The 21,399-nt window shown below is 61.5% G+C and carries 18 protein-coding genes and 1 tRNA gene; 9 read left to right on the top strand and 10 right to left on the bottom strand.

Annotation, left to right across the window (positions count from 1 at the left end; genetic code table 11):
• Positions 1-9 precede the first annotated feature (9 nt).
• The 6 genes from I6F12_RS02535 to I6F12_RS02510 all read right to left on the bottom strand — a co-directional run bounded on the left by I6F12_RS02535 (position 10) and on the right by I6F12_RS02510 (position 6,918).
• The gene (locus I6F12_RS02535; protein WP_036004151.1) at positions 10-879 is read right to left on the bottom strand and encodes a branched-chain amino acid ABC transporter permease; all 870 of its coding nucleotides are present in this window, start codon (positions 877-879) and stop codon (positions 10-12) included.
• On the bottom strand, positions 879-1,037 hold the full coding sequence (locus tag I6F12_RS02530; RefSeq protein ID WP_157783994.1) for a hypothetical protein: 159 nt from the start codon (positions 1,035-1,037) through the stop codon (positions 879-881). The genes I6F12_RS02535 and I6F12_RS02530 overlap by 1 nt, the downstream gene beginning before the upstream one ends.
• Before the next feature lie 64 nt (positions 1,038-1,101).
• Positions 1,102-2,226, bottom strand: coding sequence for an ABC transporter substrate-binding protein (locus tag I6F12_RS02525; protein WP_225134249.1), 1,125 nt, complete (start codon positions 2,224-2,226; stop codon positions 1,102-1,104).
• Positions 2,227-2,308: 82 nt separating this feature from the next.
• Positions 2,309-3,751 carry a glutamine synthetase family protein gene (locus I6F12_RS02520; protein WP_225134209.1) on the bottom strand — a complete coding sequence of 481 codons (1,443 nt, stop codon included), beginning with the start codon at positions 3,749-3,751 and terminating at the stop codon, positions 2,309-2,311.
• A 33-nt stretch (positions 3,752-3,784) separates the two neighbouring features.
• Positions 3,785-5,143: an aromatic ring-hydroxylating dioxygenase subunit alpha gene (locus I6F12_RS02515; protein ID WP_225155430.1), complete on the bottom strand. Its 1,359-nt coding sequence runs from the start codon at positions 5,141-5,143 to the stop codon at positions 3,785-3,787.
• Positions 5,144-5,199: 56 nt separating this feature from the next.
• Positions 5,200-6,918: an amidohydrolase gene (locus I6F12_RS02510; protein WP_225155429.1), complete on the bottom strand. Its 1,719-nt coding sequence runs from the start codon at positions 6,916-6,918 to the stop codon at positions 5,200-5,202.
• Positions 6,919-7,101: 183 nt separating this feature from the next.
• Between I6F12_RS02510 and I6F12_RS02505 the strand changes: the two genes are divergently transcribed.
• From I6F12_RS02505 to I6F12_RS02495, 3 genes are read left to right on the top strand one after another with little or no spacing between them, the layout of a single operon-like run.
• A complete protein-coding gene (locus I6F12_RS02505; protein ID WP_081494511.1) occupies positions 7,102-7,425 on the top strand; it encodes a 2Fe-2S iron-sulfur cluster-binding protein in 324 nt (107 codons plus the stop codon).
• Positions 7,422-8,660, top strand: a complete 1,239-nt coding sequence (locus I6F12_RS02500; protein ID WP_225155428.1) for an FAD-dependent oxidoreductase — start codon at positions 7,422-7,424, stop codon at positions 8,658-8,660. Before I6F12_RS02505 ends, I6F12_RS02500 begins: the two co-directional genes overlap by 4 nt.
• 60 nt (positions 8,661-8,720) lie before the next feature.
• Positions 8,721-9,515 (top strand): IclR family transcriptional regulator C-terminal domain-containing protein, encoded by a 795-nt coding sequence (locus I6F12_RS02495; protein WP_225155427.1) that lies wholly within the window; start codon positions 8,721-8,723, stop codon positions 9,513-9,515.
• A gap of 28 nt (positions 9,516-9,543) precedes the next feature.
• On the opposite strand, the gene I6F12_RS02490 is transcribed toward I6F12_RS02495, so the two are convergent.
• Positions 9,544-9,885 carry a 5-carboxymethyl-2-hydroxymuconate Delta-isomerase gene (locus tag I6F12_RS02490; protein ID WP_036004140.1) on the bottom strand — a complete coding sequence of 114 codons (342 nt, stop codon included), beginning with the start codon at positions 9,883-9,885 and terminating at the stop codon, positions 9,544-9,546.
• A gap of 635 nt (positions 9,886-10,520) precedes the next feature.
• Between I6F12_RS02490 and I6F12_RS02485 the strand changes: the two genes are divergently transcribed.
• Together I6F12_RS02485 and I6F12_RS02480 are read left to right on the top strand one after the other, a co-directional pair.
• Positions 10,521-11,381: a hypothetical protein gene (locus tag I6F12_RS02485; RefSeq protein ID WP_225155426.1), complete on the top strand. Its 861-nt coding sequence runs from the start codon at positions 10,521-10,523 to the stop codon at positions 11,379-11,381.
• Between the two features lie 3 nt (positions 11,382-11,384).
• On the top strand, positions 11,385-12,725 hold the full coding sequence (locus I6F12_RS02480) for a hypothetical protein (RefSeq protein ID WP_225155425.1): 1,341 nt from the start codon (positions 11,385-11,387) through the stop codon (positions 12,723-12,725).
• A 9-nt stretch (positions 12,726-12,734) separates the two neighbouring features.
• On the opposite strand, the gene I6F12_RS02475 is transcribed toward I6F12_RS02480, so the two are convergent.
• Together I6F12_RS02475 and I6F12_RS02470 are read right to left on the bottom strand one after the other, a co-directional pair.
• Positions 12,735-14,021, bottom strand: coding sequence for a DUF6602 domain-containing protein (locus tag I6F12_RS02475; RefSeq protein WP_225155424.1), 1,287 nt, complete (start codon positions 14,019-14,021; stop codon positions 12,735-12,737).
• 240 nt (positions 14,022-14,261) lie between these two features.
• Positions 14,262-14,336: transfer RNA gene (locus tag I6F12_RS02470), tRNA-Gln, on the bottom strand.
• Between the two features lie 243 nt (positions 14,337-14,579).
• Here I6F12_RS02470 and I6F12_RS02465 point away from each other — a divergent pair.
• Complete coding sequence (locus I6F12_RS02465; RefSeq protein WP_225155423.1) at positions 14,580-16,358, top strand: acyl-CoA dehydrogenase; 1,779 nt, start codon at positions 14,580-14,582, stop codon at positions 16,356-16,358.
• 107 nt (positions 16,359-16,465) lie between these two features.
• On the opposite strand, the gene I6F12_RS02460 is transcribed toward I6F12_RS02465, so the two are convergent.
• A complete protein-coding gene (locus I6F12_RS02460; RefSeq protein ID WP_225155422.1) occupies positions 16,466-17,698 on the bottom strand; it encodes an MFS transporter in 1,233 nt (410 codons plus the stop codon).
• A gap of 230 nt (positions 17,699-17,928) precedes the next feature.
• Here I6F12_RS02460 and I6F12_RS02455 point away from each other — a divergent pair, with 230 nt between their 5' ends.
• The 3 genes from I6F12_RS02455 (at position 17,929) to I6F12_RS02445 (ending at position 20,968) form a co-directional block, all read left to right on the top strand.
• Complete coding sequence (locus tag I6F12_RS02455; protein ID WP_225127534.1) at positions 17,929-19,590, top strand: bifunctional metallophosphatase/5'-nucleotidase; 1,662 nt, start codon at positions 17,929-17,931, stop codon at positions 19,588-19,590.
• A gap of 123 nt (positions 19,591-19,713) precedes the next feature.
• Positions 19,714-20,643, top strand: coding sequence for a histone deacetylase family protein (locus I6F12_RS02450; RefSeq protein WP_036004131.1), 930 nt, complete (start codon positions 19,714-19,716; stop codon positions 20,641-20,643).
• 73 nt (positions 20,644-20,716) lie between these two features.
• Positions 20,717-20,968 carry an exodeoxyribonuclease VII small subunit gene (locus I6F12_RS02445; protein WP_008132970.1) on the top strand — a complete coding sequence of 84 codons (252 nt, stop codon included), beginning with the start codon at positions 20,717-20,719 and terminating at the stop codon, positions 20,966-20,968.
• The last annotated feature ends 431 nt before the right edge of the window (positions 20,969-21,399 follow it).

The following is a 21,399-nucleotide window of genomic DNA, read 5'->3' as shown; positions in this document are numbered from 1 at the left end:
TCCGTCACGTCAGTGCCTCCTGCCCAAAAGGCCGTTCGGGAACAGAAACACGACCAGAATGACCGCAAGATAGAAGAAGAACTCACCATATTCGGGTGCAAGATACTTGCCGGTCGTGTCCGCGAGGCCAAGCAATATCGATGCCGCCACGGCGCCCGGGATCGATCCTGCCCCGCCGACCGAGACGACGACAAGGAACGTCACCATATATCTGAGCGCGTAAAAAGGTTCGACGGGCAACAGTTCGGCGCCCACCACGCCCCCGAACGCCGCCAGGCCGACCGCAAGCGCGAAGGTCGCGGAAAAAAGGATCTGCGTCTTGATTCCGAGCGACTCGGCCATGTCACCGTTGTCGACCGCGGCACGCAGCCGGATCCCGAACTCGGTGCGGTCGATCAGTAGCCAGAGCAAGCCCGCGGTGCACACTCCGCAAATCGTCACGAAAATCCGATGAGCCGGGATCATTCGGAAGCCGAGATCGACGGGACCGCTCAGCAGCGGAGGCAGCGGAATGGATTTGGTCGTCGGGCCAAGAATGTAGTTGGCAACGCCGATGATGACGAACGCAATGCCGATCGTGAGCAATATCTGGGTCAGCTCATCGGACTTGCGATAAATCCGGCGGTAGAGAAGAAATTCGAGCGGAAAGGCGATCGCAATGGTGCCGAGGACCGCCAGGACAATCGCGAGTGGATATCCAACTCCCGCGTTCTTGAGCGCAAACGACGCGAGATATCCCCCGATCATCGCAAATGCGCCATGAGCAAGGTTCACGACCCTCATCAGGCCCATCATGATGGACAGCCCGATGGAGATGATGAAGAGCACCATGCCGTACGAGAGGGCATCTAGCCCGATGCTGAGACCCGTCCACGCCATTAGTTGAATGCTTCCGCGGCTTTTCGGATCTGGAGCCGCTCGGCAGCCAGCCCGAACAGGTGGATGTGCGCGTCCGTCAAGCCGGGTATCATCCGGTCGCTGGCATCGCGATAGATGCGACCGTTGACGAAGCGAATAGACTGCGACCGACCACTCATTCCGGGCCCTTATCCGACACGATGAAGAGATTGCTCGCGAGATTTACATCGCGAGCGATCCGCCCTAGTTCTTCGCCAGGCCCCAGTCCGGCTGCGCATCGAACGTTTGCAGTTCCTTGTTGAGGAGCTTGCCGTCCTGCTTCACGACTTCGCGCAGATAAACGTTCTGACGAATATGCCGGGTATCCGGGTCGATCGACACGGGGCCGCGCGGACTGACCCATTTCATGCCCTTCACGGCCGCAAGGGCTTTGTCCGGATCCTTTTGACCGTTCGTGGCCTCAACCATCTTGTAGATGAGCCGAGCACCGTCATAGGCCGCGACCGACGCCATGGTGATGTCGTCAGCCTTGGCGCCAGCCTTGATCAGATCGGCCAGGAAGGCTTTGTTCTCTGAAGAGTCATGCGAGACCGCGTAGTGGTAAGTCGACAGGATGCCTACGCCGCTGTCACCGATAGTCGGAAGATCGGGCTCGGTCACGACATCACCCGTGGACAACAACTTCACGCCAGACGCTTTCAGCCCGTTGTCGATATAGGCCTTGACGAACCCCAGGGTTGGTGGACCGGCCGGCAAGAATGTGAAGATCATGTCTGCGCCGGAATCCTTGATCCTTTGCATGATCGGGCCGAAGTCGGTCGTATTGAGCGGCATCCTGATCGATTGGACGATGGTGCCTCCATCTGCCTCGAACGTCTTTTTGAAGGCCGATTCGGCATCGATGCCGGGGCCGTAATCGCTGACGGCGATCGCCACCTTCTTGGCCGCTCTGGCCTTCGCCACCTTCGCCGCGGGGACCGTGTTCTGCCACATCGTAAAGGACGTCCGCACGATGTAGGGGCTCTTCTCGACGATCGCGGACGTCGCGGCGTTCATGACGATCATAGGCACCTTCGCTTCCTCGAGAAGCGGAGCGACGGCCAGGGCGTCCGGAGTGAAGTACAGTCCCGCGATGTACTGAACCTTCTCCTTGACGATCAACTCCTGAGCCAATGATTTCGACTTGGCGGGGTTCGGCGATTCTTCGTCGCGATAGACAAACTCGATCTGATGATCGCCCACTTTCGATCCATGCTTGGCCACCCAGGCGTCAATGCCGTACTTGAAGTTCTGGCCGAACAAGGCATACGGACCGGACATGGTGCCGATGATCCCCACCTTGATGGTGTCGCACTGCGCCGGCGACATCCAGGCAGTGGCAATCGCGACGGCCCCAACAAGTCCAAACCTCAAGCTCATATCTCTCTTCTCCCGCTTCGGTGATGCTGTTTCAGAACATTTCGAAATATTCTCGCTGCTCCCACTCGGTGACCGTCGATTGGAAGCGCTCGATTTCCGCGTTCTTGATGAAAACGTAGTAGTCGACGAATTTCTCTCCCAGAGCCTCGCGGAAGAAGGGGTCATCGCGCAATGCGAACACCGCCTCGCGCAAGGAGGTCGGCAGGAGGTTCGCCTTGGTCTCGTAGGGGGTGTCCGCCGACGGACCGGGATCGAGCTGGCGATCAATGCCGTTGAGGCCGGCCAGAATCTGCGACGCCATGTAAAGATAGGGGTTTGCGGCCGGCTCGCCGATCCTGTTTTCGAGCCGGGTGGCTTTATCGTCGGGACCGCCCAGCACGCGGATCATGACGCCCCTGTTGTCGCGTCCCCAGATCGCCCGATCCGGAGCCAGCGAGTAGGAACGGTAGCGTTTGTAGCCATTGATCGTCGGCGTCGAGAAGACCGCGGATGCCCTGGCATGCTCCAGCAGCCCGGCCATATAGTGCTTGCCAAGGTTCGACAGGCCGGCCGGTTCGCTGGTCATGAACGCGTTGACGCCGTCTGTTCGGGAGACCAGCGATTGGTGAAGGTGCCACCCCGATGACATCACGTTCGGTATCCGCGGCCGGCACATGAAGGTCGCGTGATAGCCGTGGCGGTTGCAGATCTGCTTCACTGCCGTACGAAACAGCACCATGGTGTCCGCCGGCTCAATGCCGACGGTGGGCTGGAACACGAACTCGCACTGGCTCGGCCCGTACTCCAACTCGATCGACCGAAGCGGCAAGCCCAGCGCCACGATGTTTTGCCTGATCAGCTCGAGCGCAGGCTCCATCTGGTCGTAACGTTGCTCCGTCAGGTACTGATAGCCCTGCGAAAGCAGGCTGACCTCCGGAGGCTCACCCGGTTGGCCGGGACTGCCGGCGTCCCAAGGCGCCAGGCGGGGATTCTCGACTCTGAAGATGTGGCATTCGACCTCGAGGCCCGCTTTGAAATCATAGCCCCGGTCCTTGAGCTGCCCCAGCACGGATTGGTACAGGCCCCTGGAGGCGAAGGGCACGGGTCGTCCGTCGGAGAAGTAGAGGTCGCAAAGCACCCACCCGGTTTTTGGTGCCCAGGGGAGAAGCTTGAAGGTGGTGGGATCGGCGACCATCAAGATGTCGCCTCCCCCCTGCATCTCGTGCATCCCGAACCCGCCGCCAGCGGTGAAGACGGGAAACACCGTGCGGTGAGAGGTATCTTTCGCGAGCAATGTCGTCGTTATCGAGCAGCCGCTCTCGATCGACGAGAGCGCCTCGGAAGCGACCAGCGCCTTGCCGCGCAAGATGCCGTGCTGGTCCGGAAAGGAGAGCCGGATCGTATGCAACTCCTGCTCCTCCGCCATCCGCCGCATGCGGATGGCAGCCTCCTTCTGTTCGGCCGACCAGAGACCGTGCTTTTCGACGAAACTCAACGACATCTCCTTTGCTGAGCTGGGCGGCCTGGCTTATTCGGCGGCGGTCAGGTGAGGCACCTTCTTGGCGAGCTCGGCGGGCACCGGCGCGGCCCAGGGAGCGCCCCGACGACGCTTGACGTCCACTTCCATCCAGTAGGTTTCCCAGCCCTTCGTCGGACCGATGCCGTCCATTGTGGCCGGCCCCTGGATGCTGCGCGCGCTGGCAGCGTCGAGGAACAACAGCGGCTTGCCCCCGGAGGCCACCTTCTCGATCTCCTGGCGAAGCAGCCGGCGGTACTGAATGATCGCCTTGTCGGATTGCCCGAGATGCTCACGCGTCCGGTCCTGAATAGCGCCCATCGACTCGACGGCCCACTGGTCGTGGACGTTGATGTCCGCGCCCATGCCGGTGTAAGTCTCGGTCGCCTGCTCGTGCGGGTCGAAGCCGTAGTCGTTCGACTTGTTCTTCCGCGAGCGGTATTCCGGCAATTCGTAAAGCTCGAGGCGCTGCGCGCGCATTTTCGCCTTGTCGACGGGCGCGGCGTAGCTGGTGAAAATCGCATACCAATAGCAATTCACGTCGTCGACGGGCACATGCCACTGGGTAATCGTCATCTCCGTGCTCATCGGAATGACGAACGCATGCGGGAATAGCTGGTTGGTGACGCGAACGTGGGTGCGCTGCTCGTCGATTTCTCGCAAGGCGATGAGCCGCAGGCCGTATTCGGTGTGCTCGACGTTGATGATCGGCCGGTCGTACTCGCGCAGGACCTTCGTCATGGGCATTTCCGAGTCGGCCGACGCACCGCGAAACTGCTTGCCATAGGCCGCCGATGTATCCTCATCCTCGAAGAACCGGTGAAGGAACGATGCGTGAGCCGGGTCGATGCCGACTTCCAGCGCTTGCAGCCAATTGCATTCGATCAGGCCCTTGAAGGCGAAGGTGTATTCGTCCGGCGCCGCGAAGCAGTCGATCTCCGGAAGCGCGGGCGGCTCGCCTTCACCCAAATACGCCCACAGGATTCCACCCTTCTCCACGACGGGGTAGGACCGCTGCTTGATATTTTTGCAGAGCGAGGAGTTTGCAGGCTCGGCGGGCGTCTCGAGACACTGTCCCGTGACGTCGAACAGCCACCCGTGGAAGGCGCAGCGCAGGCCACCGTTCTCGAGCCGGCCGAAGGCAAGGTCGGCGCCCCGATGCGGGCAGTCGCGATCGAGCAGGCCATAGCGCCCCGTTTCGTCCTTGAACAGAACGAAGTTCTCGCCGAGAAGCTTGACGGCCTTGATGGGGCGCCCCTCCGCGAGTTCGTCGACGAGCGCAGCAGGCTGCCAATACATCCGCATCAGCTTTCCCGCAGGCGCCTTCGGTCCGACGCGGGTAATGAGGTCGTTCTGCTCTTGGCTCATCATGACGTGGATCTCCTCTCTCGGCTTCGAGATGCGTCCTCATGCTATCGGGACGCAGACTAACGCTGAAACACGATCTTGCCGCCGACGATCGTCAGGTCGGCTTTGATGTCTTTGATCTGCTCCTCGGGGACCGTCATGAGGTCCGCCGACAACACGGTCAGGTCCGCGAGTTTTCCGGCCTCGATCGTCCCCTTCTCGTTCTCTTCGAACATATAGTGCGATGCCGCGCTGGTGTAGAGGCGCAGCGCCTGCTCGCGGCTGACGGCTTCGTTCGCTCCATAAACGCGTCCGGCGAGATCCTTGCGGGTTACCATGACGTAGATGTTGATGAAGGGATTGATCGTGTTCACCGGGAAGTCGGTGCCTGCGCCGAGGCTGTTCAGCCCCACCTTCTCGATGAGAGTTTTCGTGGGCACGGCCCGATTGGCGACCGCCGCACCCAGGAAGCGCTCGACGGTGGCCGCCTTGTCCCACATGAAAACGTTCTGGAGGTCGACTCTGACACCGAGGCGTTTCGCGCGCTCCATTTGCTCGGGCACTATCAAGCTTCCATGGATCAGGACGAAACGCCGATCCTTGATCGATTTCTCCTTGTCGGCCGCTTCGAATGCATCAAGGACGTGGTCGATGCCCTTGTCGCCGACGGCATGGACACCCACGCGCCAATTGTGGCGATTGCAAATGGACACCAGATCCTTGAGGCGTTGCGGCGATTGCTGGGCAATGCCGTGGTAGCCATCATGCGAGTCTGGATAGGCCTCGCGCATGAGCGCCGTCTTGAGCGTCATGCCGCCATCGTAAAGGATCTTGATTCCGGCGAACTTCAGCCAGTCATCGCCAAAGCCGGAGGAGGCGCCGTTGCCTCGCATGATGGCCTCCCAGGCCGCGTTCTCGGCGGGGGGTTCCGGGCGCCACATGAGACCGACCCGTAGCGTTGCTTCACCGGCCTGCGCCACGCGCTGCAGGGCCGCGATGTCCCTGGGCGAGGTGGCCCCTTCTACGGCGCTGGTGATCCCGAACGAGTTCAGCACACCTTCCGCGAGCTTGAATTGGCGAAACTCGTCGTCCGCCGTCCACTCCGGAACGGTCTTTTCGACCTGATCGATCGCCGTCTCGACCAGAACGCCGGTCAGGTCACCGGCACTGTCGCGCTCAAACGATCCGCCGCTTGGGTTTGGCGTGGCCTTGGTTACGCCGGCCTTCTCGAGCGCCATCGAATTGGCCATCGAGAAGTGGCCAACGGTCCGGAGATAGACCGGATTGTTCGGCGCGACGCCGTCGATTTCCTGGCGTGTCAGGTAACGCTTTTCCGCGAGCTGTGACGGGGGATGCCAGGCGCTTCCGATGATCCACTCGCCGGGCTTTTTCTTCGCCACGAACTGCTTGATGCTTGCGAGGGCATCCGCAACAGTCTTGGCGCCGCTCATGTTGACGACGTAGTCGGACAGACCGGCAGCCTTGAAATGCGCGTGCGTGTCGATCAGCCCGGGAACGACAGTCTTGCCCTGCAAGTCGATCGTGCGGGTGCGATTTCCGGCCAACGCCTTGATCGTCGCCGCGTCTCCTACGGCCAAGATTCTTCCGTCGCGAACGGCAAGCGCTTCCGCAACCTTTGACTGACCGTCCATGGTGAGAATCTTGCCGTTGAACAAGGCAAGCGAGGGAGCATTGGCCTCCTGCTGCTGGGCAAACGCCGCGCCTGATGTCAGCACCACTCCCACGATCGCTGTCGTCAGCTTCATTGCATCCTGCCCTGTCGTTCGGTAGTCGAACATTAGTTCGATATCGTTCAGAATGACTCCAATGTGACGCGCAAGCAAGCAAAATATTTCCGCATAACTTGCCTAATGGAACCGCAGCGGCGGCCAACAAGTCGGGATTGAGGGCCCGCCAGAACTGCTGTAGCCATCTAACGAACTTATGTTCTTAGATCGAACAGCTTGGGAAACGGAGGTCGGATGCCGCGAGTGAGATTTGTCCAGCAGGACGGCAGCGGAAAATCCATCGAGGTCGGACGCGACGTGAGCGTGATGCTCGCGGCCGTCCGCAACGGTATTCACGGCATCGACGGCGAATGCGGCGGCTGCCTCGATTGCGCGACCTGTCACGTCTACGTCGATGAAGAACAAGCAAGCTCTCTCCCTCAGCCGAGCGAAGAAGAGCTCGAGTTGCTGTCCGCCGTCTCGGGAGAGCGAAAGCCGAACAGTCGGCTGAGTTGCCAGCTGAAGGTGCCCGCCCCTCTCGACGAGCTGGTGGTCCATGTGCCGGCGAGGCAATCATGACAGGGCTGGTCATCATCGGCGCATCATATGCCGGGGTTCAAGCCGCTCTCACGGCTCGTGACGCCGGCTATTCTCAGCCCATCACCATTGTGTGCGACGAAGAGTGGCTGCCCTATCAGAGGCCGCCGCTATCCAAGGACTTCCTTCTCGGGCGCATCAGCGAGCAAAATCTGACCTTGCGCGACGAGACTTTCTTCGAAGGCAAGCAGATCAATCTCGTTCTTGGGCAGCGCGCCACGCTGCTCGATTTGCACGCGCGACAGGTCACTCTGGCCGGCGGCAACGCTTTGAAGTTTGAAAAACTCCTCTTCGCCACGGGCTCGCGCGCGCGGCGCATCGCGGTTGAAGGCGCGGACTTCGATGGAATTTTCTATCTGCGTTCGGTGACCGATGCGATCGACCTGAAGGCAGGTCTGGCCAATGCTGCGGAGATTGTCATCATCGGGGGCGGCTTCATAGGGCTGGAAGTTGCGGCCTCCGCGGCAAAGCTGGGCAAGAAGGTCACCGTCGTGGAAGCGAGCAGCCGCCTGCTTGAACGTGCCGTCTCGCCGGTCTTGTCGACCTTTCTTCTTGATACGCATTTGCGGGCTGGCGTCGACGTGATGCTCGACGAAACGGTTGCTTCCTTCAAAGGAAACGATCGAAAAGTTTCCGCTGTCGTGCTGGGCAACGGTGCCGTTGTCCACGCCGACCTGGTGCTGGTGGGGATTGGTGGTGTCGCCAATGACGAGATCGCGCGCTCGGCGGGGCTTAGATGCACGAATGGAATTGTCGTTGACGCGCACGGACAATGCGAAACATCGGACATTTTCGCGGCCGGTGACTGCGCCAACCACTTCAACCGCTTTTGCGAAAGCTGGGTGAGATTGGAATCGGTGCAAAACGCCCAGGATCAAGCGAAGGCCGCTGGACTGGCGATCGCCGGCGCTCGAGCGCCCTATGAGAATGTGCCGAGGTTCTGGTCCGACCAATATGACGTCAAGCTGCAGATCGTCGGGCTGGCCGGACGATATGATCGGCAGGCGGTCCGAGGTTCGGTCGACGACGGAAGATTCTCGGTCTTCTACTATCGCCAGGGCCGATTGGTCGCGGTGGACAGCGTCAACCGGCCAGGCGAGCAAATGGCAGCCCGACGCCTGATTGCGGCGGGAATCTCCCCTGCACCGGAGCAAGCCGCAGACTCTTCCTTTGACCTCAAATCCCTGGTGACAGCCGGAGACAGGGCTGGCGCCTAGCGCGCGGATTTGTGATGGTTCTCGCTTTCGAGAGGCCACTGAGAGGGACCGCCCAATAGAATGCCGAGGCTGAAGCGTACGGAAGAAGAGGAAAAGGCGCGGGAGGGCAGCGAGTTCATCGAGACCCTGGATCGGGGTCTTCGCGTGATACAGTCGTTCGGTATCGATCGCCGTCCAATGACCCTCAGCGACCTCTCCAAGAGCGCGAATCTTCCGCGGGCGACGGTGCGCCGGATTCTGATGACCCTCGTAAAATCCGGATTCGTCGCGGGCAACGAGCGGTTGTTTTCGCTAACGCCCAGAGTGCTGCGTTTGGCTTCGGCCTATTTGACGTCGAACCAAATCAGCACCGTGATGCAGCCGTTGATGGACGAGGTCGCCGGCAAGGCCAGGGAGGTCTGCTCCCTTGCGGTCCTGGATGGCGAAGAGGTCGTTTTCATCGCCCGCTCGAGTCCGGCGCGGGTATTTTCGACCGGACTGGACATAGGATATCGGCTGCCGGCTTTCTGCACGTCGGTGGGACGCGTTCTGCTGGGCAGATTGGCAAACGACGAGCTGACGAGAACGGTCGACAGCATGAAGCTGGCGGCTCTGACCCAGTCGACGCTGGTCGACAAATCGGCAGTGATTGCGACGATCATTGCCGACCGCACCAAAGGGTATAGCCTTGTCGATCAGGAAGCCGAAGAGGGCTTTCGGTCGATATCGGTGCCAATTCGCCGCTACGATGGCGCCGTCATCGCGGCCGCAAATATCGGCGCTCATGTCGATCGCATCACGACCGGTGAGATGATCGATCGCTTCCTGCCTCTCCTCAAGGAGATGTCCCTCGCCGCGCAGCCCCTGCTCGTCTGAGAAGCTGCCGTCTTTTGGCGAGCACCCGTCATTTTAGCCGTTTCTTGTAGGCGACCGGGTCCATGTCACGGACATCCACGCTTATGCTGGCCACATCCGGGCATCGCTCTGTCATCGTCCGTCGAAGGCTCGTACTCAGCTCGACCTTCTGGTCGGGCGATCGACCTTCGAGCAAATAGACAGACAGATGCACGAAGCTGTCACGCTTCCCGGCAACCAGGAAATCGTTGTAGACGCACGCCCGCACCTTGACGTCCTCCGCCTTCATGATGCCCGTTCGCCAAGCGGCTTCAAAGAGCGCTTCCATCAAGCCTGTTACGTCGTCGCGAGCGAGCGCCCCTTCCGAATATTCGATCACCAAGTGCGGCATGACGTTGTTCTCGTTTTAGGTGGCGTTCATGAGATGACCTCACCGTCGTAGACCGTTCGCCCCTCAACGTCGCCATCTTTGTCGCGGCGGGTCATGGTTCGCATGGGAAGGCCCGGTCGGCGGAATCTTTGCCGAGAAACGCCCTGTGCAGCGCAGAGCTGTGCAGCAGCTTCCCAGCCAGGCCGGTTTCGTGAGTGATTTCAGGCGGAGCGGGCAATCTGGCTGGGGCGGGAGGGATCGAACCTCCGAATGGCGGAATCAAAATCAGTTTGATTATTCAATGATTTCAATGCGCATTTGGAAAAAAGCCGAAAAATGGCCTCCAATGATATCAATAGCTTGTCAGCCGTTTCCAAATGAAAGGGCTCGCCACTCGTCCCGGCATGGCGTTTTGCGACCGCCCGTCGCTCTGCGGGCAGATTGACACGCGTAAGTTCGCGCAAAGCGCTCCGCCAGTCTCCACGATAGTGCCGCGTTCGGTGCAGGCGAAGGGCGAGGAATCCGAACGGAGACGAAGCGTTTCAAACGCCGTTAAGCGCCGATGTGTCAAGCCAAGCGCCGCTACCAGGACTGCAACTTTTCCCGCTGCGCGCGTATAACGTGCGAAACCACCCAGCACAAGATCAGGACCAGGAATGCGCAATCTCGAACACCCGGAGGGCACGAGGCTCCCAGCGCTGGAGCGCAACATACTGAAGTTTCGCGCCTTCGAAATGGTGCTGTCTCTCTTCTATGCGGAAGAGATCAAGCAGCTTCTGGCTTCGACCTTGCGGATCAGCGAGCACTGGCGGCCGGATTCCAAGAAGCGTTTCAAGAAAGGCACGAAATTCAACTACGCCATGGCCGCCGATGTATTCTTGAAAGAAGGCTATCTGTCGGCCGATGAACGGGCCGAGTTGAAGGACCTGATTGAGTTTCGCAACGACATCGCGCACGAACTACACATGCTCACCTTTGATGTCGGACGCTCTGGTTTCGCCCGCCGCATGTTGCGCGTGCAAAAGCCGAAGTACGACTACCAAAAGCTGGAGCGGTTGAAGCACTATCGCAAAGTCCTACCCGATCGATTGGCCCGGGATTTTGGCATCGAGCTCAGCTTCGACGACCTCTATTTCGAGGCAGCGGAAAAGACCTATGAATCCGAGCTCGGCGTCTTGGCGCGGAAGATCCGGCGGCAAACTGCCATGCGCAAGGGGAGGAGCGAGACGTTAAAAAACGAATCGGAGCTTGGCCCTCTTGCCGAGCTTTCACCCAGCGACCCCGCGCATTTCAAGGACAATGGCACGCTGTCGGATCGGGGGCTTGAAGTTTGTTACCGTCTCTTCGACGCTGGAAAAACGCCGCTCGCGGCTGCCTATATCATGCACATGTCAAAACGGACGACGCTCGTGCGTCACAAGGAATGGCTGAAGCTGGGCGGCATCCATCGGCCGAAGGTGATTCTTCCGCCACGATACCCGAAACAGAAGCCAAGGCGCCGGCGTGGCCACAGGTGATCCATGCGATTTGAGAAGGCACGCGGATTGACGGCTTCCGAGCAAGTCCTTGCTGACCTCTGCGAAAGATCATTCCTGTCGCTCTGGAGCTATCCCAACCTCTACCGCAAGCCCGGCAAGGAACTGACTGATTTGCTGGTCGTGTTCGGCGATGATGTGATCCTATTTTCCGACAAATCCTGCGCCTTCCCTGACAGCGGCGATGCGGATCTCGACTGGAAGCGCTGGTTTCGGCGCTCCATCTTCAAATCCGCCGAGCAGATCACGCAAGCCGAAGACTGGATTAAGCGTCAGCCTTCCCGGGTCTTCCTCGACGCAAAGGCAACGCAGCTCCTACCGGTGCCGTTGCCACCCGCCGACCGAATGCGGGTCACCCGCGTTTGCATTGCGCTTGGCGGCGCCCACCGGTGCAAAGCCGCGACAGGATACGAGACTCTGGAGCTTTCCCCGCCAACGCTGGACGATGAGAAAGCCTTTGCGGTTGGACGTCTCAGCAATACCCACGGCTGGGTTCATGTCTTCGATGACACGACGCTTCCGGTCATCCTGGCCGAGCTTTCGACTATCGCCGATTTTCTCGACTACCTGCGGAAGAAGGAAGCGCTCTACGACGAAGGGAAATATGTCCGCAGCTTCTCCGAACTCGATCTGCTGGGTTATTTCCTGTGGAACAATCGGACCTTCCCGAAGGTCGGATATGATCCTTATGGGACCGATCCCGATCTCTGGGCCAAAGTCGAAGCCGACGCTCAATTCCTCGCGGCCCGTGAGGAGAACAAAGTCAGCGCCTTCTGGGACGGCCTCATCGAATATCTGACTGATCTCTACATGAGGGAAGAGCTAGAGCACGGCAACGATCATGAATTGACCGATCACGAGCGCGTCGTTCGGGTCATGGCGGCTGAAACCCGCTTCATGCGGCGCGTGCTCAGCAAGTGGATTCTAGAGCGGGCCGAGCTGGCAAAGGAAGGCTATGTGGGAAGCCTCGTAGAATCGCCGCAAGATGGCGTTCTGTATGTGCTAGTGGCGGGACCGGGCGATGGCGGTAAAGATCATCAGACATACCGCGAAGAGCGGAAGAAAGAGCTTGTCGCGCGGTGCTTTGCCGCGAAAGCGGCGCGCCCGGAGCGGAAAACGATTCTCGGCGTCGCGCTCGATGCCCGGGGCGTGAAGGGAAGCTCAGAGGATTTTATCCTGATGGATACGTCCGAATGGACCGCCGCAGATCTGGCCAAGGCAGAAGAAATCCGAAAAGAGGGCCAATACTTCGTCGGGCAGCATGCGCGGCTGGATGAGAAGGAATATCCGGACGCGGCAAAGCCCAGCGCTTTGGGTGAACGCTAAGGCGAGCGCTTATTCCTTGGACTTCTTACGCGCCTCAAGCTGTTCCATCATCCACAAGGCCGCAAGCTCGTCGTCGCTCGTGACGATTGTCTGGCCGGAAGGCATGAATGCCGTGATCAGATCGCCTTGCGTCATAACGCGTACGTGGTGTTTATCGACCCAGGCCAGCAGGCGGTCGGCGACAAGTTTTGCGATGGCATCATCGGGGTCGAAGTTTTCTTCTTGCGCCCACTCGCGAAAATAGCGGTCCCGAATATCAAGCTCCCCCTTGTTCGCCACTTGCTGCATGATCACCCACTCGTTCTCATCCACCTCGCGCGGGGCCCACTGGGTGGATTCTATCGACGCCAGTTCTTTTTTGTCGAGTTCATGGTGTTGAAGCTGCCATGCGGTCGCCTGTCCGGCCTGAACAATGCGCGCCAGAAAGAAAGGAGCCAGCCGCTCAAGCTGCAACGTGTCGTCCATGGGAATGTATTGCTGAAACTGATTGGACAGTCGTGTCCAAATCAGCTCAAGGAGGATGCGGATCGGATTCTCGTGATTGGACACGACCGCGACCCACCGCCCGTCTGCAAGAGGCGAGATATAGGGCTGGCCGTTCATCTTGAGCAGGCTGTTATTTCGGCAGATGATAAGGCTCGGATAGGAGCCCAAGCCAAAGCCGCGTACCGCATTGTTCTGTTCGAGATAATCTGCAAAGCCACGGCGAAGTCCGGCCTCGTCAACATAACCTTCATACCCCAGGATCACACGAATGGGGCCGACCTGTTCCGTGACGAGCAGACTGAAGAAGAACTGCCATTCCTCGGGCAGCTGCGCGATCTCCGCTCGGCTCCTAGGATAACGTCCGGTGAGCCGCGCGAATGCATTGAAGGCCGGATTGATATCAAACGAGGGATGCTCGCTCTGCACATACGCATCAAACATGTCGTTGATCGTGCGAAGCTTCTGGAAAGCATCGTCCAGATCTGCGCCATACAGGTTCTTCTTCACCTCGAACACAGCAAGGATATTTTGGATCGGCCAGACAAAGTCACCGGTATAGGGAACGGGCCTGCCCTCGCCGGTGACAAGCATGGCATCGGTCTGCGGCCCCAATTGCCCGTCATGCCCTTCGACAAAGCCGCTCACGACGCGCACGTCGAGCGCAGCGGGAATGGCGCGATCCAGCAAGTCCCGTGTCAGTCCCTCATACATAGCCCCGATAGTCGGCGCATGCGTGATGTTCTCCTGAGCGAGCTTCGCCGCCTCGACTTGCTGGAGTTTCTGAAGAATGGTCGCAAGGCTGGTAAGCATGACCGATTTGTTCGCCTTAGTACGCTATTCTACGCTGAGAACGTCGCGGCGCTGCGCCGACTGATGTCCACGGTATATCGTTGGGATAGAAACCATGGAGATGCGATCACAGTTGGAGTGGTGGACGACGCACGGTAGGTTCGACTTTCAAATGAGCTCCAGAATCTCTATTTCCAAACGCAGCCAATAAGTTCGACGGGAATGGAGCCACTTATATAGCGAACTCAGCAGCTTAGGCTCTGGCTGGGGCGGGAGGGATCGAACCTCCGAATGGCGGAATCAAAATCCGCTGCCTTACCGCTTGGCTACGCCCCAACAGACGACGAACGGAACGGGCAGAACCGGCACCCGCAGATTCCCGTCGGTCGCAGCCGGTCTATAGGGAGCGGCGCGGCATTTCAACCGCCTGGAGGGGCAAAAAGGGCCCGGCGGCCGACACTCTATTCTGGGCCCCAACGGCCCTGCCCGTTCCGGCCAGGCCATCCGGCGTCCCGGCAGTTGAGACCGCTCCCGTTTCATGGGAATACGGCGCCAATATCTGTTCTCGGGGAGTGAGCCATGACCTACCGCGCGCCGATTTCTGACATGCTGCTGTCGCTCAACCATGGCGCGGGCCTCAAGGCCGCCCTGGAGGCCGGCCATTACGGCGATTTCGACGCCGACATTGCCGCGGCCGTGCTGGAGGAAGCCGGCAAGTTCGCATCCGACGTGCTGGCGCCGCTCAACAAGATCGGCGACGAGCACGGCATCAAGCTCGAGGATGGCAAGGTCACGACCGCGCCGGGCTGGCCTGACGCCTACAAGCGCTGGACCGAGGGCGGCTGGAACGCGGTGTCCGGCCCGGAAGATTTCGGCGGCCAGGGCCTGCCGCTCGCGATCAATGCCGCCTGCACAGAGATCTGGAGCGCGGCCAACGTCGCCTTCGGCCTCTGCCCGCTGCTGACGGCATCGGCGATCGAGGCGCTGGACGCGCATGGTAGCGACGAGCTGAAGACAATCTATCTCGAAAAGCTCGTCTCCGGCGAATGGACCGGAACGATGCAGCTGACCGAGCCGCAGGCCGGCTCAGACGTCGGCGCGCTGCGCACCCGCGCCGAAAAGCAGGCGGACGGCACCTATCGCATCAAGGGGACGAAGATCTTCATCACCTATGGCGAGCACGACATGACCGACAACATCGTGCATTTCGTGCTCGCGCGTCTGCCCGATGCGCCCGCCGGCACCAAGGGGATCTCGCTGTTCCTGGTGCCGAAGTTCATGGTCAACGCGGACGGCTCGCTGGGGCCGCGCAACGACATCTATGCGAGCGGCGTCGAGCACAAGCTCGGCATGCATGCCTCGCCGACCTGCACCATGACCATGGGCGATCATGGCGGCGCGATCGGCTATTTGATCGGCGAAGAGAACCAGGGCATGCGCTGCATGTTCACGATGATGAACCAGGCCCGCCTCGGCGTCGGCCTGGAGGGCGTCGGCGTTGCCGACCGGGCCTACCAGCAGGCCCTGTCGTATGCGCAGGAGCGCCGCCAAGGCCGCGCGGTAGGCAAGAAAGGCGACGGCTCGGATGCGATCTTCGTGCATCCCGACGTCAAGCGCATGCTGATGCGGATGCGGGCGCAGACCGCGGCCGCGCGCACCATCTGCTATGCGACGGCGGTCGCGATCGACGTCTCGACCCGCGCCAAGGATCCGAAGGTGCGCGCTGAAGCGGCCGCGCGCGCGGCGCTGCTGACGCCAATGGCCAAGGCCTATTCCACCGATATTGGCAACGAGGTCGCCTATCTCGGCGTGCAGGTGCATGGCGGCATGGGCTTCATCGAGGAGACCGGCGCGGCCCAGCACTACCGCGATGCCCGCATCACCGCGATCTACGAGGGCACCAACGGCATCCAGGCGATCGATCTCGTCACGCGCAAGTTAGCTGCCAATGGCGGCGCGTCGGTGTGGGCGCTGCTCGACGAGCTCTCGGCGACCGTCAAGCAGGTGGAGGCCTCCAACGATCCGGCCTTCGGCACCACCGGCACCAAGCTGCGCGAGGCGCTGGAGGCGCTCACGCGCACCAGCAAATGGCTGCTGGAGCGCGTTGCCTCCGCGCCGAACGACGCGCTCGCGGGCGCGACGCCCTATCTGCAGCAATTCGGCGCGACGCTCGGCGGCTGCCTGCTCGCCTCCCAGGCGCTCGCCGCCAAGGCCGAAGGCCTTGGCGATGCGCCACGCTACGTCGCGCTGGCGCGCTTCTTCGCCGAGAACATCGCGGTGCAGGCCGGCGCACTCGAGCGCACCGTGACGGAGAGCGCGGAGTCGGTCGCCGCGGCGGATGCGGCGTTGCTGGGGTAAGGTGAGCGCCGCAAACGCGACATCGTAGCCCGGATGGAGCGTAGCGAAATCCGGGAAAGTCTCACCGCGGATACAGCGGTCCCGGATTGCGCTGCGCTCCATCCGGGCTACAAAGCTGCGACCTGAGCCCTTCTCCCCGGCCGCCACAGCACCACGCCCGCCGCGGCGAGATCGAGCACCACGCAGATCGCAAACGCCGTCGTGTAATTGCCCGTAACGCTCCGCACGAGACCGACGACACCGGGGCCGAAGGCGCTGACGATGCCGCTGATCGAGGTGCCCAAGCCCACCGCGGTCGCGAAGGCCGAAGCACCGATCTCCCGCTGGATGATCAAGGGCGGGAACGTGATCATGTTCCCCATCGAGAAGCCGTAGACGGCGCAGCAGGCCAGCAGCACGGTCAGGCTCGTGCTTTGCAGAGCCACGAACAGCGCAGCCGCCTGGCTCGTCATCGAAACCGCACAGGCGAGCCGGGCATCGAGCCGGTCGACGAACAGGCCGAGCGAGAGGCGCCCGACGATCGCCATCGCCGCCATGATCGTGACGGCAAGCCCTGCGTCGGAGCGGCCGATCAGCGGCTCGAGAAACGTCACCTGGTGGACGATGAAACCCATCTGCGCCAGCAGCGCGAACGCGATCGGCAGCACCATGGTCCAGAACGCCGCGTTGGCGAGCACCGCCTTGCGCGAGCGAACCGGCGCTGAGGAGCCGGAGGAACGTCCGCCCGCTGCAGGCGCCATGCCTGCGGGCCAGCCGATGAAGGTCACGACCGCCGGCAGCACCAGCACCATCATCGCGAGGGTCGCCGCCAGCATCGCGGAACGGAAGCCGATGCTGCCGGTCAGCGACAGCAGCAGCGGGACGAGAATGATGCCGCCGCAAGTCGCGCCGTTGAAGGCAAGGCTGAGCGCAAGCCCGCGCCGCTGCTCGAACCAGGAATTCAGCACGGTCGCGATCACCACCGTGCCCATGCCGGTCCAGCCGACCGACATCAGCGCATAGGCGAGATAAAGCTGCCAGGGCGTCTGCACCAGCGCCAGCAGCACGGTCGAAGCGCCGAGCGCCGACACGCCGCACAGGATCAGCGCGCGCAGCCCGATGCGCTCGAGCAGGTCATCGGTGAAGATGACGAGCACGGAGGTCAGGAGAAACGAGAAGGTGCTGGCCGCGGAGATCAGCGTGCCCGGCCAGCCGTGAGCGCGCTGCAACTCGGCGAGATAGACGCCTTGGCCGTAGAGGCCGAAGCCGAACATGAAGAAGGCCATCAGGAAGCACGCCAGCACGACCCGCCAGCCGCGATAATACGGTGAGGATTCGTCGATCCGGGGGGCGGCAATCATGAATCTGACGGTCTGTCTGAAGCGAACGGGGCCGGATCGTGCCCCACAACCAGCGGTTTTTCAAATGAAACATTGTAGCTAATTGTTGCGGCACGTAGCGGACCTGGCATTCATCGAGCGGCATGGCTCGTGCGATGATGGGATTGTCGGGGGAACGACGCTGCGCGTGCCTGAAAAATGACGACAACAACCTTCGTGAAATCTTCGCGCCGAACGAATAGTCTAACTCCATGCGACATCTTCTCCGCCTGGCTTGCTTCGTCCTCGCTCTCACCGGCACCCTCCCTGCTGCGGCCCAGAGCGCAGCCCCCGTCGAGCTGCGCATTCTCGCGATCAACGATTTCCATGGCCATCTGCGGCCGCCGCCGGGCGGCATCCGCATCAACGACCCCGAGGACAAGTCCAAGAAGGTGACGGTGGCGGCCGGCGGCGCCGAGTACATGGCGACGCTGCTGAAGCAGCTGCGCGAAGGACACAAGAACGCCATCTTCGTCGCCGCAGGCGACCTGATCGGCGCGAGCCCGTTTCTGTCGGCGATGTTTCACGACGAGCCCTCGATCGAGGCGCTCTCGATGATGGGCCTTGCGATCAGCTCGGTCGGCAATCACGAATTCGACGAGGGCAACACCGAGCTTCTGCGCATGCAGAACGGCGGCTGTCATCCCGTCGACGGCTGCCAGGGGCCGCATCCCTTCACGGGCGCCAAATTCCGTTATCTCGCGGCCTCCACCGTCGAGACCGCGACCGGCAAGAGCGTGCTGCCGCCCTACGAGATCAGGGAGTTCGACGGCATCCCCGTCGGCTTCATCGGCCTGACGTTGAAGGAGACCGCCGGCATCGTCTCGCCCGCGGGCATCGCCGGGCTCGAATTCCGCGACGAGGCCGAGACGGTGAACGCGCTGGTGCCGCAGCTGAAGTCGCGCGGCGTCGAAGCGATCGTGGTGCTGATCCACCAGGGCGGCGAGCCCGCCGGCGACTACAATGAATGCCCTGCCATCACGGGACCGATCGTCGACATAGTCAGGAAGTTCGATCCTGCCGTCGACGTCGTCGTCAGCGGCCACACCCACCGCGCCTACATCTGCGATATCGACGGGCGGCTCGTCACCAGCGGCGACAAATACGGCACACTCGTCACCGCGATCGACCTCAAGCTCGATCCTGTGACTCGCGATATCGTCGCCGCCAAGGCCGAGAACGTCATCGTCGCCAATGCTTCGCTGGCCAGGGATCCCGAGCAGACCGCGTTGATCGACGCCTACGACAAGCTCTCCGCGCCGATCGCCAACCGGCCCGCCGGCTCAGTGACGCAGACATTGTCGCGCGTGCCGAACGAGGCCGGCGAAAGCGCGCTCGGCGATATCATCGCCGACGCGCAATTGCTCGCAACGCGCGATGCGAAGGATGGCAGCGCTGTCATCGCGCTCACCAATCCCGGCGGCATCCGCACCGACATCGTTCCGAAGGAGAATGGCGCGATCACGTTCGGCGACGTCTTCGCCAGCCAGCCGTTCCGCAATCGTCTTGTCACCATGACGCTGACGGGCAGCCAGCTCAAGGACTTGCTCGAGCAGCAATGGCTGGACCCGAAGCGGCCGCGGATTCTCCAGGTGTCGAACGGCTTCAGCTATACCTGGGATGCTTCAAAACCGTTCGGCGAGCGCGTCAGCCTGGAGAAGATGACACTCAACGGCAGGCCGATCGAGCCAGGAAGCGGCTACCGCGTCACGCTCAACGATTACCTCGCCGTCGGCGGAGACGGGTTTACCGTCGCCAAACAGGGCACCGCGCCACAATACGGCGGTTACGATGCGGACGCGCTGTTCGCGTTCTTCCGGGCGCACGGGCCGGTCGGTCCGCTGCCGCCCCGGCGCATCCTGCGGGTGAATTGATCCGGATCAAGCGGGCAGCCCTTTGCCATTCCCGGCCAAGCGCTTAGATTGGGTTTTGCATTGCGTTTTGGCGCCGGATGCGCCAACGACGGCAAAAGCCCGTTTTTCCGTGAGGCCGACCTGATGAGCACGCTTCTCCTTTCCCACAAGGCCTGCCTCGACCATGTCACGCCGCCGGGACACCCTGAAAGGCCAGATCGCCTACGCGCGGTGGAAGAAGCCTTGTCGCATGAGCGCTTCCAGTTCCTGGCGCGCGAGGAGGCGCCGGAGGGCGATCTCGATCTCGTCACGCTCTGCCACAACGAGCATTACGTCACCGAGCTGCGCCACATCGCGCCCACCAGCGGTCAGGTCTACATCGACGGCGACACCTCGATGTCCCCGGGCACATGGGAGGCGGTGATGCGCGGCGTCGGCGGTGCGGTTGCGGCGACCGAAGCGGTGATGGCCGGCGAGCATCGCAACGCCTTCGTCGCGGTCCGCCCGCCCGGACATCACGCCGAGATCGGCAAGCCGATGGGCTTCTGCTTCTTCGACAACGTCGCGATCGCCGCGCGCCACGCCCAGCGCAAATACGGCATCAAGCGCGCGGCCATCGTCGACTTCGACGTGCATCACGGCAACGGCACGCAGGACATCTTCTGGTCGGACCCGACCGTGATGTACTGCTCGACGCACCAGATGCCGCTGTTTCCGGGCACCGGCGCCAAAAGCGAGCGCGGCGATCACGACACCATCGTCAATGCGCCGCTCGCCTCCGAGGACGGCGGCCCGGAATTCCGCGTCGCGTTCGAGAATCTGATCCTGCCGCAGCTCGAGAAATTCAGCCCGGAGCTCTTGATCATCTCGGCCGGCTTCGACGCGCATTATCGCGATCCCCTGGCTTCGCTCAACCTGCGCGCGGAGGACTATGCCTGGGTGACGCGCAAGCTGATGGACCTCGCCGACAAGACCGCCGGCGGCCGCGTTGTTTCGGTGCTCGAGGGCGGCTATGACCTGCAGGGACTGAAAGAATCTGTTACGGCGCATGTCGGCGCCCTGATGGGCGCTTGACCCACCCGCCACATTACGCCCGTAAAACTCTGCTTTCTCAAAGGTGAAGCGAATCGGGCAATCGGAAACGGATATGGCCGAAAACACTCAAGTCGACGTCTCCAGGCTCACCTTCGAGCGCGCGATCGAGGAACTCGAAACGATCGTGAAGCGGCTCGAGGACGGCAAGGTGCCGCTCGAGGAATCCGTGACGATCTACGAGCGCGGCGAGGCCCTGAAGCGGCGCTGCGAGGAATTGTTGCGCCAGGCCGAGGCGCGCGTCGACAAGATCACCACCGATGCCAGCGGCCAGGCCACCGGCACGGCCCCGCTCGACGTCCAGTAATAAGAGTGCTCTCCCGCTCAGTCTTCTGACCCCCGCAGGGCCGTGCAAGACCGCGACGCAGGTCCGCGTAGAATGTCTTCGCGGTGAGCGTGGCCGCTGCGTCCTTATCGCAGTGCGCAGCTCCCGGCCGGCATGCGGTTCCCTGGCGGTGGATACGTCCCTGCCTTCGAATCGGGTCGTTGAGAGCTAGAAAAGCCCATACTCGGGCCAAAAAGCCTGCCAAGAACCGAGCAAGGCCGGAACCCCTTACCGCGCCCCGAGGTTAACCACTTCTGGTCCGCGAGTTGCACCTGCATACCCCTAATCGGCCCAGCGGGTTGGCTTTGGCCTAAGCTTTGGTGTAAAGCTGCGCGGAGTGTGGCTTTTTGTAAGCCTTGCGTGGGCACCGATTACCGACGACAAGTGCTTCAAACTGCTGATGAAATTGGCTT

The organism is Bradyrhizobium sp. IC4059 (assembly GCF_020193615.1).
Taxonomy (GTDB): Bacteria; Pseudomonadota; Alphaproteobacteria; order Rhizobiales; family Xanthobacteraceae; genus Bradyrhizobium; species Bradyrhizobium yuanmingense.
The sequence above is the reverse complement of the archived record's forward strand: the minus strand, read 5'-3'. Positions and strand labels throughout refer to the sequence as shown.

Bases quoted from the DNA above. Each gene is read 5' to 3' on its own strand.
- I6F12_RS02510 (WP_225155429.1), bottom strand. From the start codon at position 6,918: ATGTTCGACTACCGAACGACAGGGCAGGATGCAATGAAGCTGACGACA.
- I6F12_RS02455 (WP_225127534.1), top strand. From the start codon at position 17,929: ATGCGACATCTTCTCCGCCTGGCTTGCTTCGTCCTCGCTCTCACCGGC.
- I6F12_RS02515 (WP_225155430.1), bottom strand. From the start codon at position 5,143: ATGATGAGCCAAGAGCAGAACGACCTCATTACCCGCGTCGGACCGAAG.
- I6F12_RS02505 (WP_081494511.1), top strand. From the start codon at position 7,102: ATGCCGCGAGTGAGATTTGTCCAGCAGGACGGCAGCGGAAAATCCATC.
- I6F12_RS02480 (WP_225155425.1), top strand. From the start codon at position 11,385: ATGCGATTTGAGAAGGCACGCGGATTGACGGCTTCCGAGCAAGTCCTT.
- I6F12_RS02445 (WP_008132970.1), top strand. From the start codon at position 20,717: ATGGCCGAAAACACTCAAGTCGACGTCTCCAGGCTCACCTTCGAGCGC.
- I6F12_RS02465 (WP_225155423.1), top strand. From the start codon at position 14,580: ATGACCTACCGCGCGCCGATTTCTGACATGCTGCTGTCGCTCAACCAT.
- I6F12_RS02500 (WP_225155428.1), top strand. From the start codon at position 7,422: ATGACAGGGCTGGTCATCATCGGCGCATCATATGCCGGGGTTCAAGCC.
- I6F12_RS02450 (WP_036004131.1), top strand. From the start codon at position 19,714: ATGAGCACGCTTCTCCTTTCCCACAAGGCCTGCCTCGACCATGTCACG.
- I6F12_RS02485 (WP_225155426.1), top strand. From the start codon at position 10,521: ATGCGCAATCTCGAACACCCGGAGGGCACGAGGCTCCCAGCGCTGGAG.
- I6F12_RS02490 (WP_036004140.1), bottom strand. From the start codon at position 9,885: ATGCCGCACTTGGTGATCGAATATTCGGAAGGGGCGCTCGCTCGCGAC.
- I6F12_RS02535 (WP_036004151.1), bottom strand. From the start codon at position 879: ATGGCGTGGACGGGTCTCAGCATCGGGCTAGATGCCCTCTCGTACGGC.
- I6F12_RS02495 (WP_225155427.1), top strand. From the start codon at position 8,721: ATGCCGAGGCTGAAGCGTACGGAAGAAGAGGAAAAGGCGCGGGAGGGC.
- I6F12_RS02460 (WP_225155422.1), bottom strand. From the start codon at position 17,698: ATGATTGCCGCCCCCCGGATCGACGAATCCTCACCGTATTATCGCGGC.
- I6F12_RS02525 (WP_225134249.1), bottom strand. From the start codon at position 2,226: ATGTCGCCGGCGCAGTGCGACACCATCAAGGTGGGGATCATCGGCACC.
- I6F12_RS02530 (WP_157783994.1), bottom strand. From the start codon at position 1,037: ATGAGTGGTCGGTCGCAGTCTATTCGCTTCGTCAACGGTCGCATCTAT.
- I6F12_RS02475 (WP_225155424.1), bottom strand. From the start codon at position 14,021: ATGCTTACCAGCCTTGCGACCATTCTTCAGAAACTCCAGCAAGTCGAG.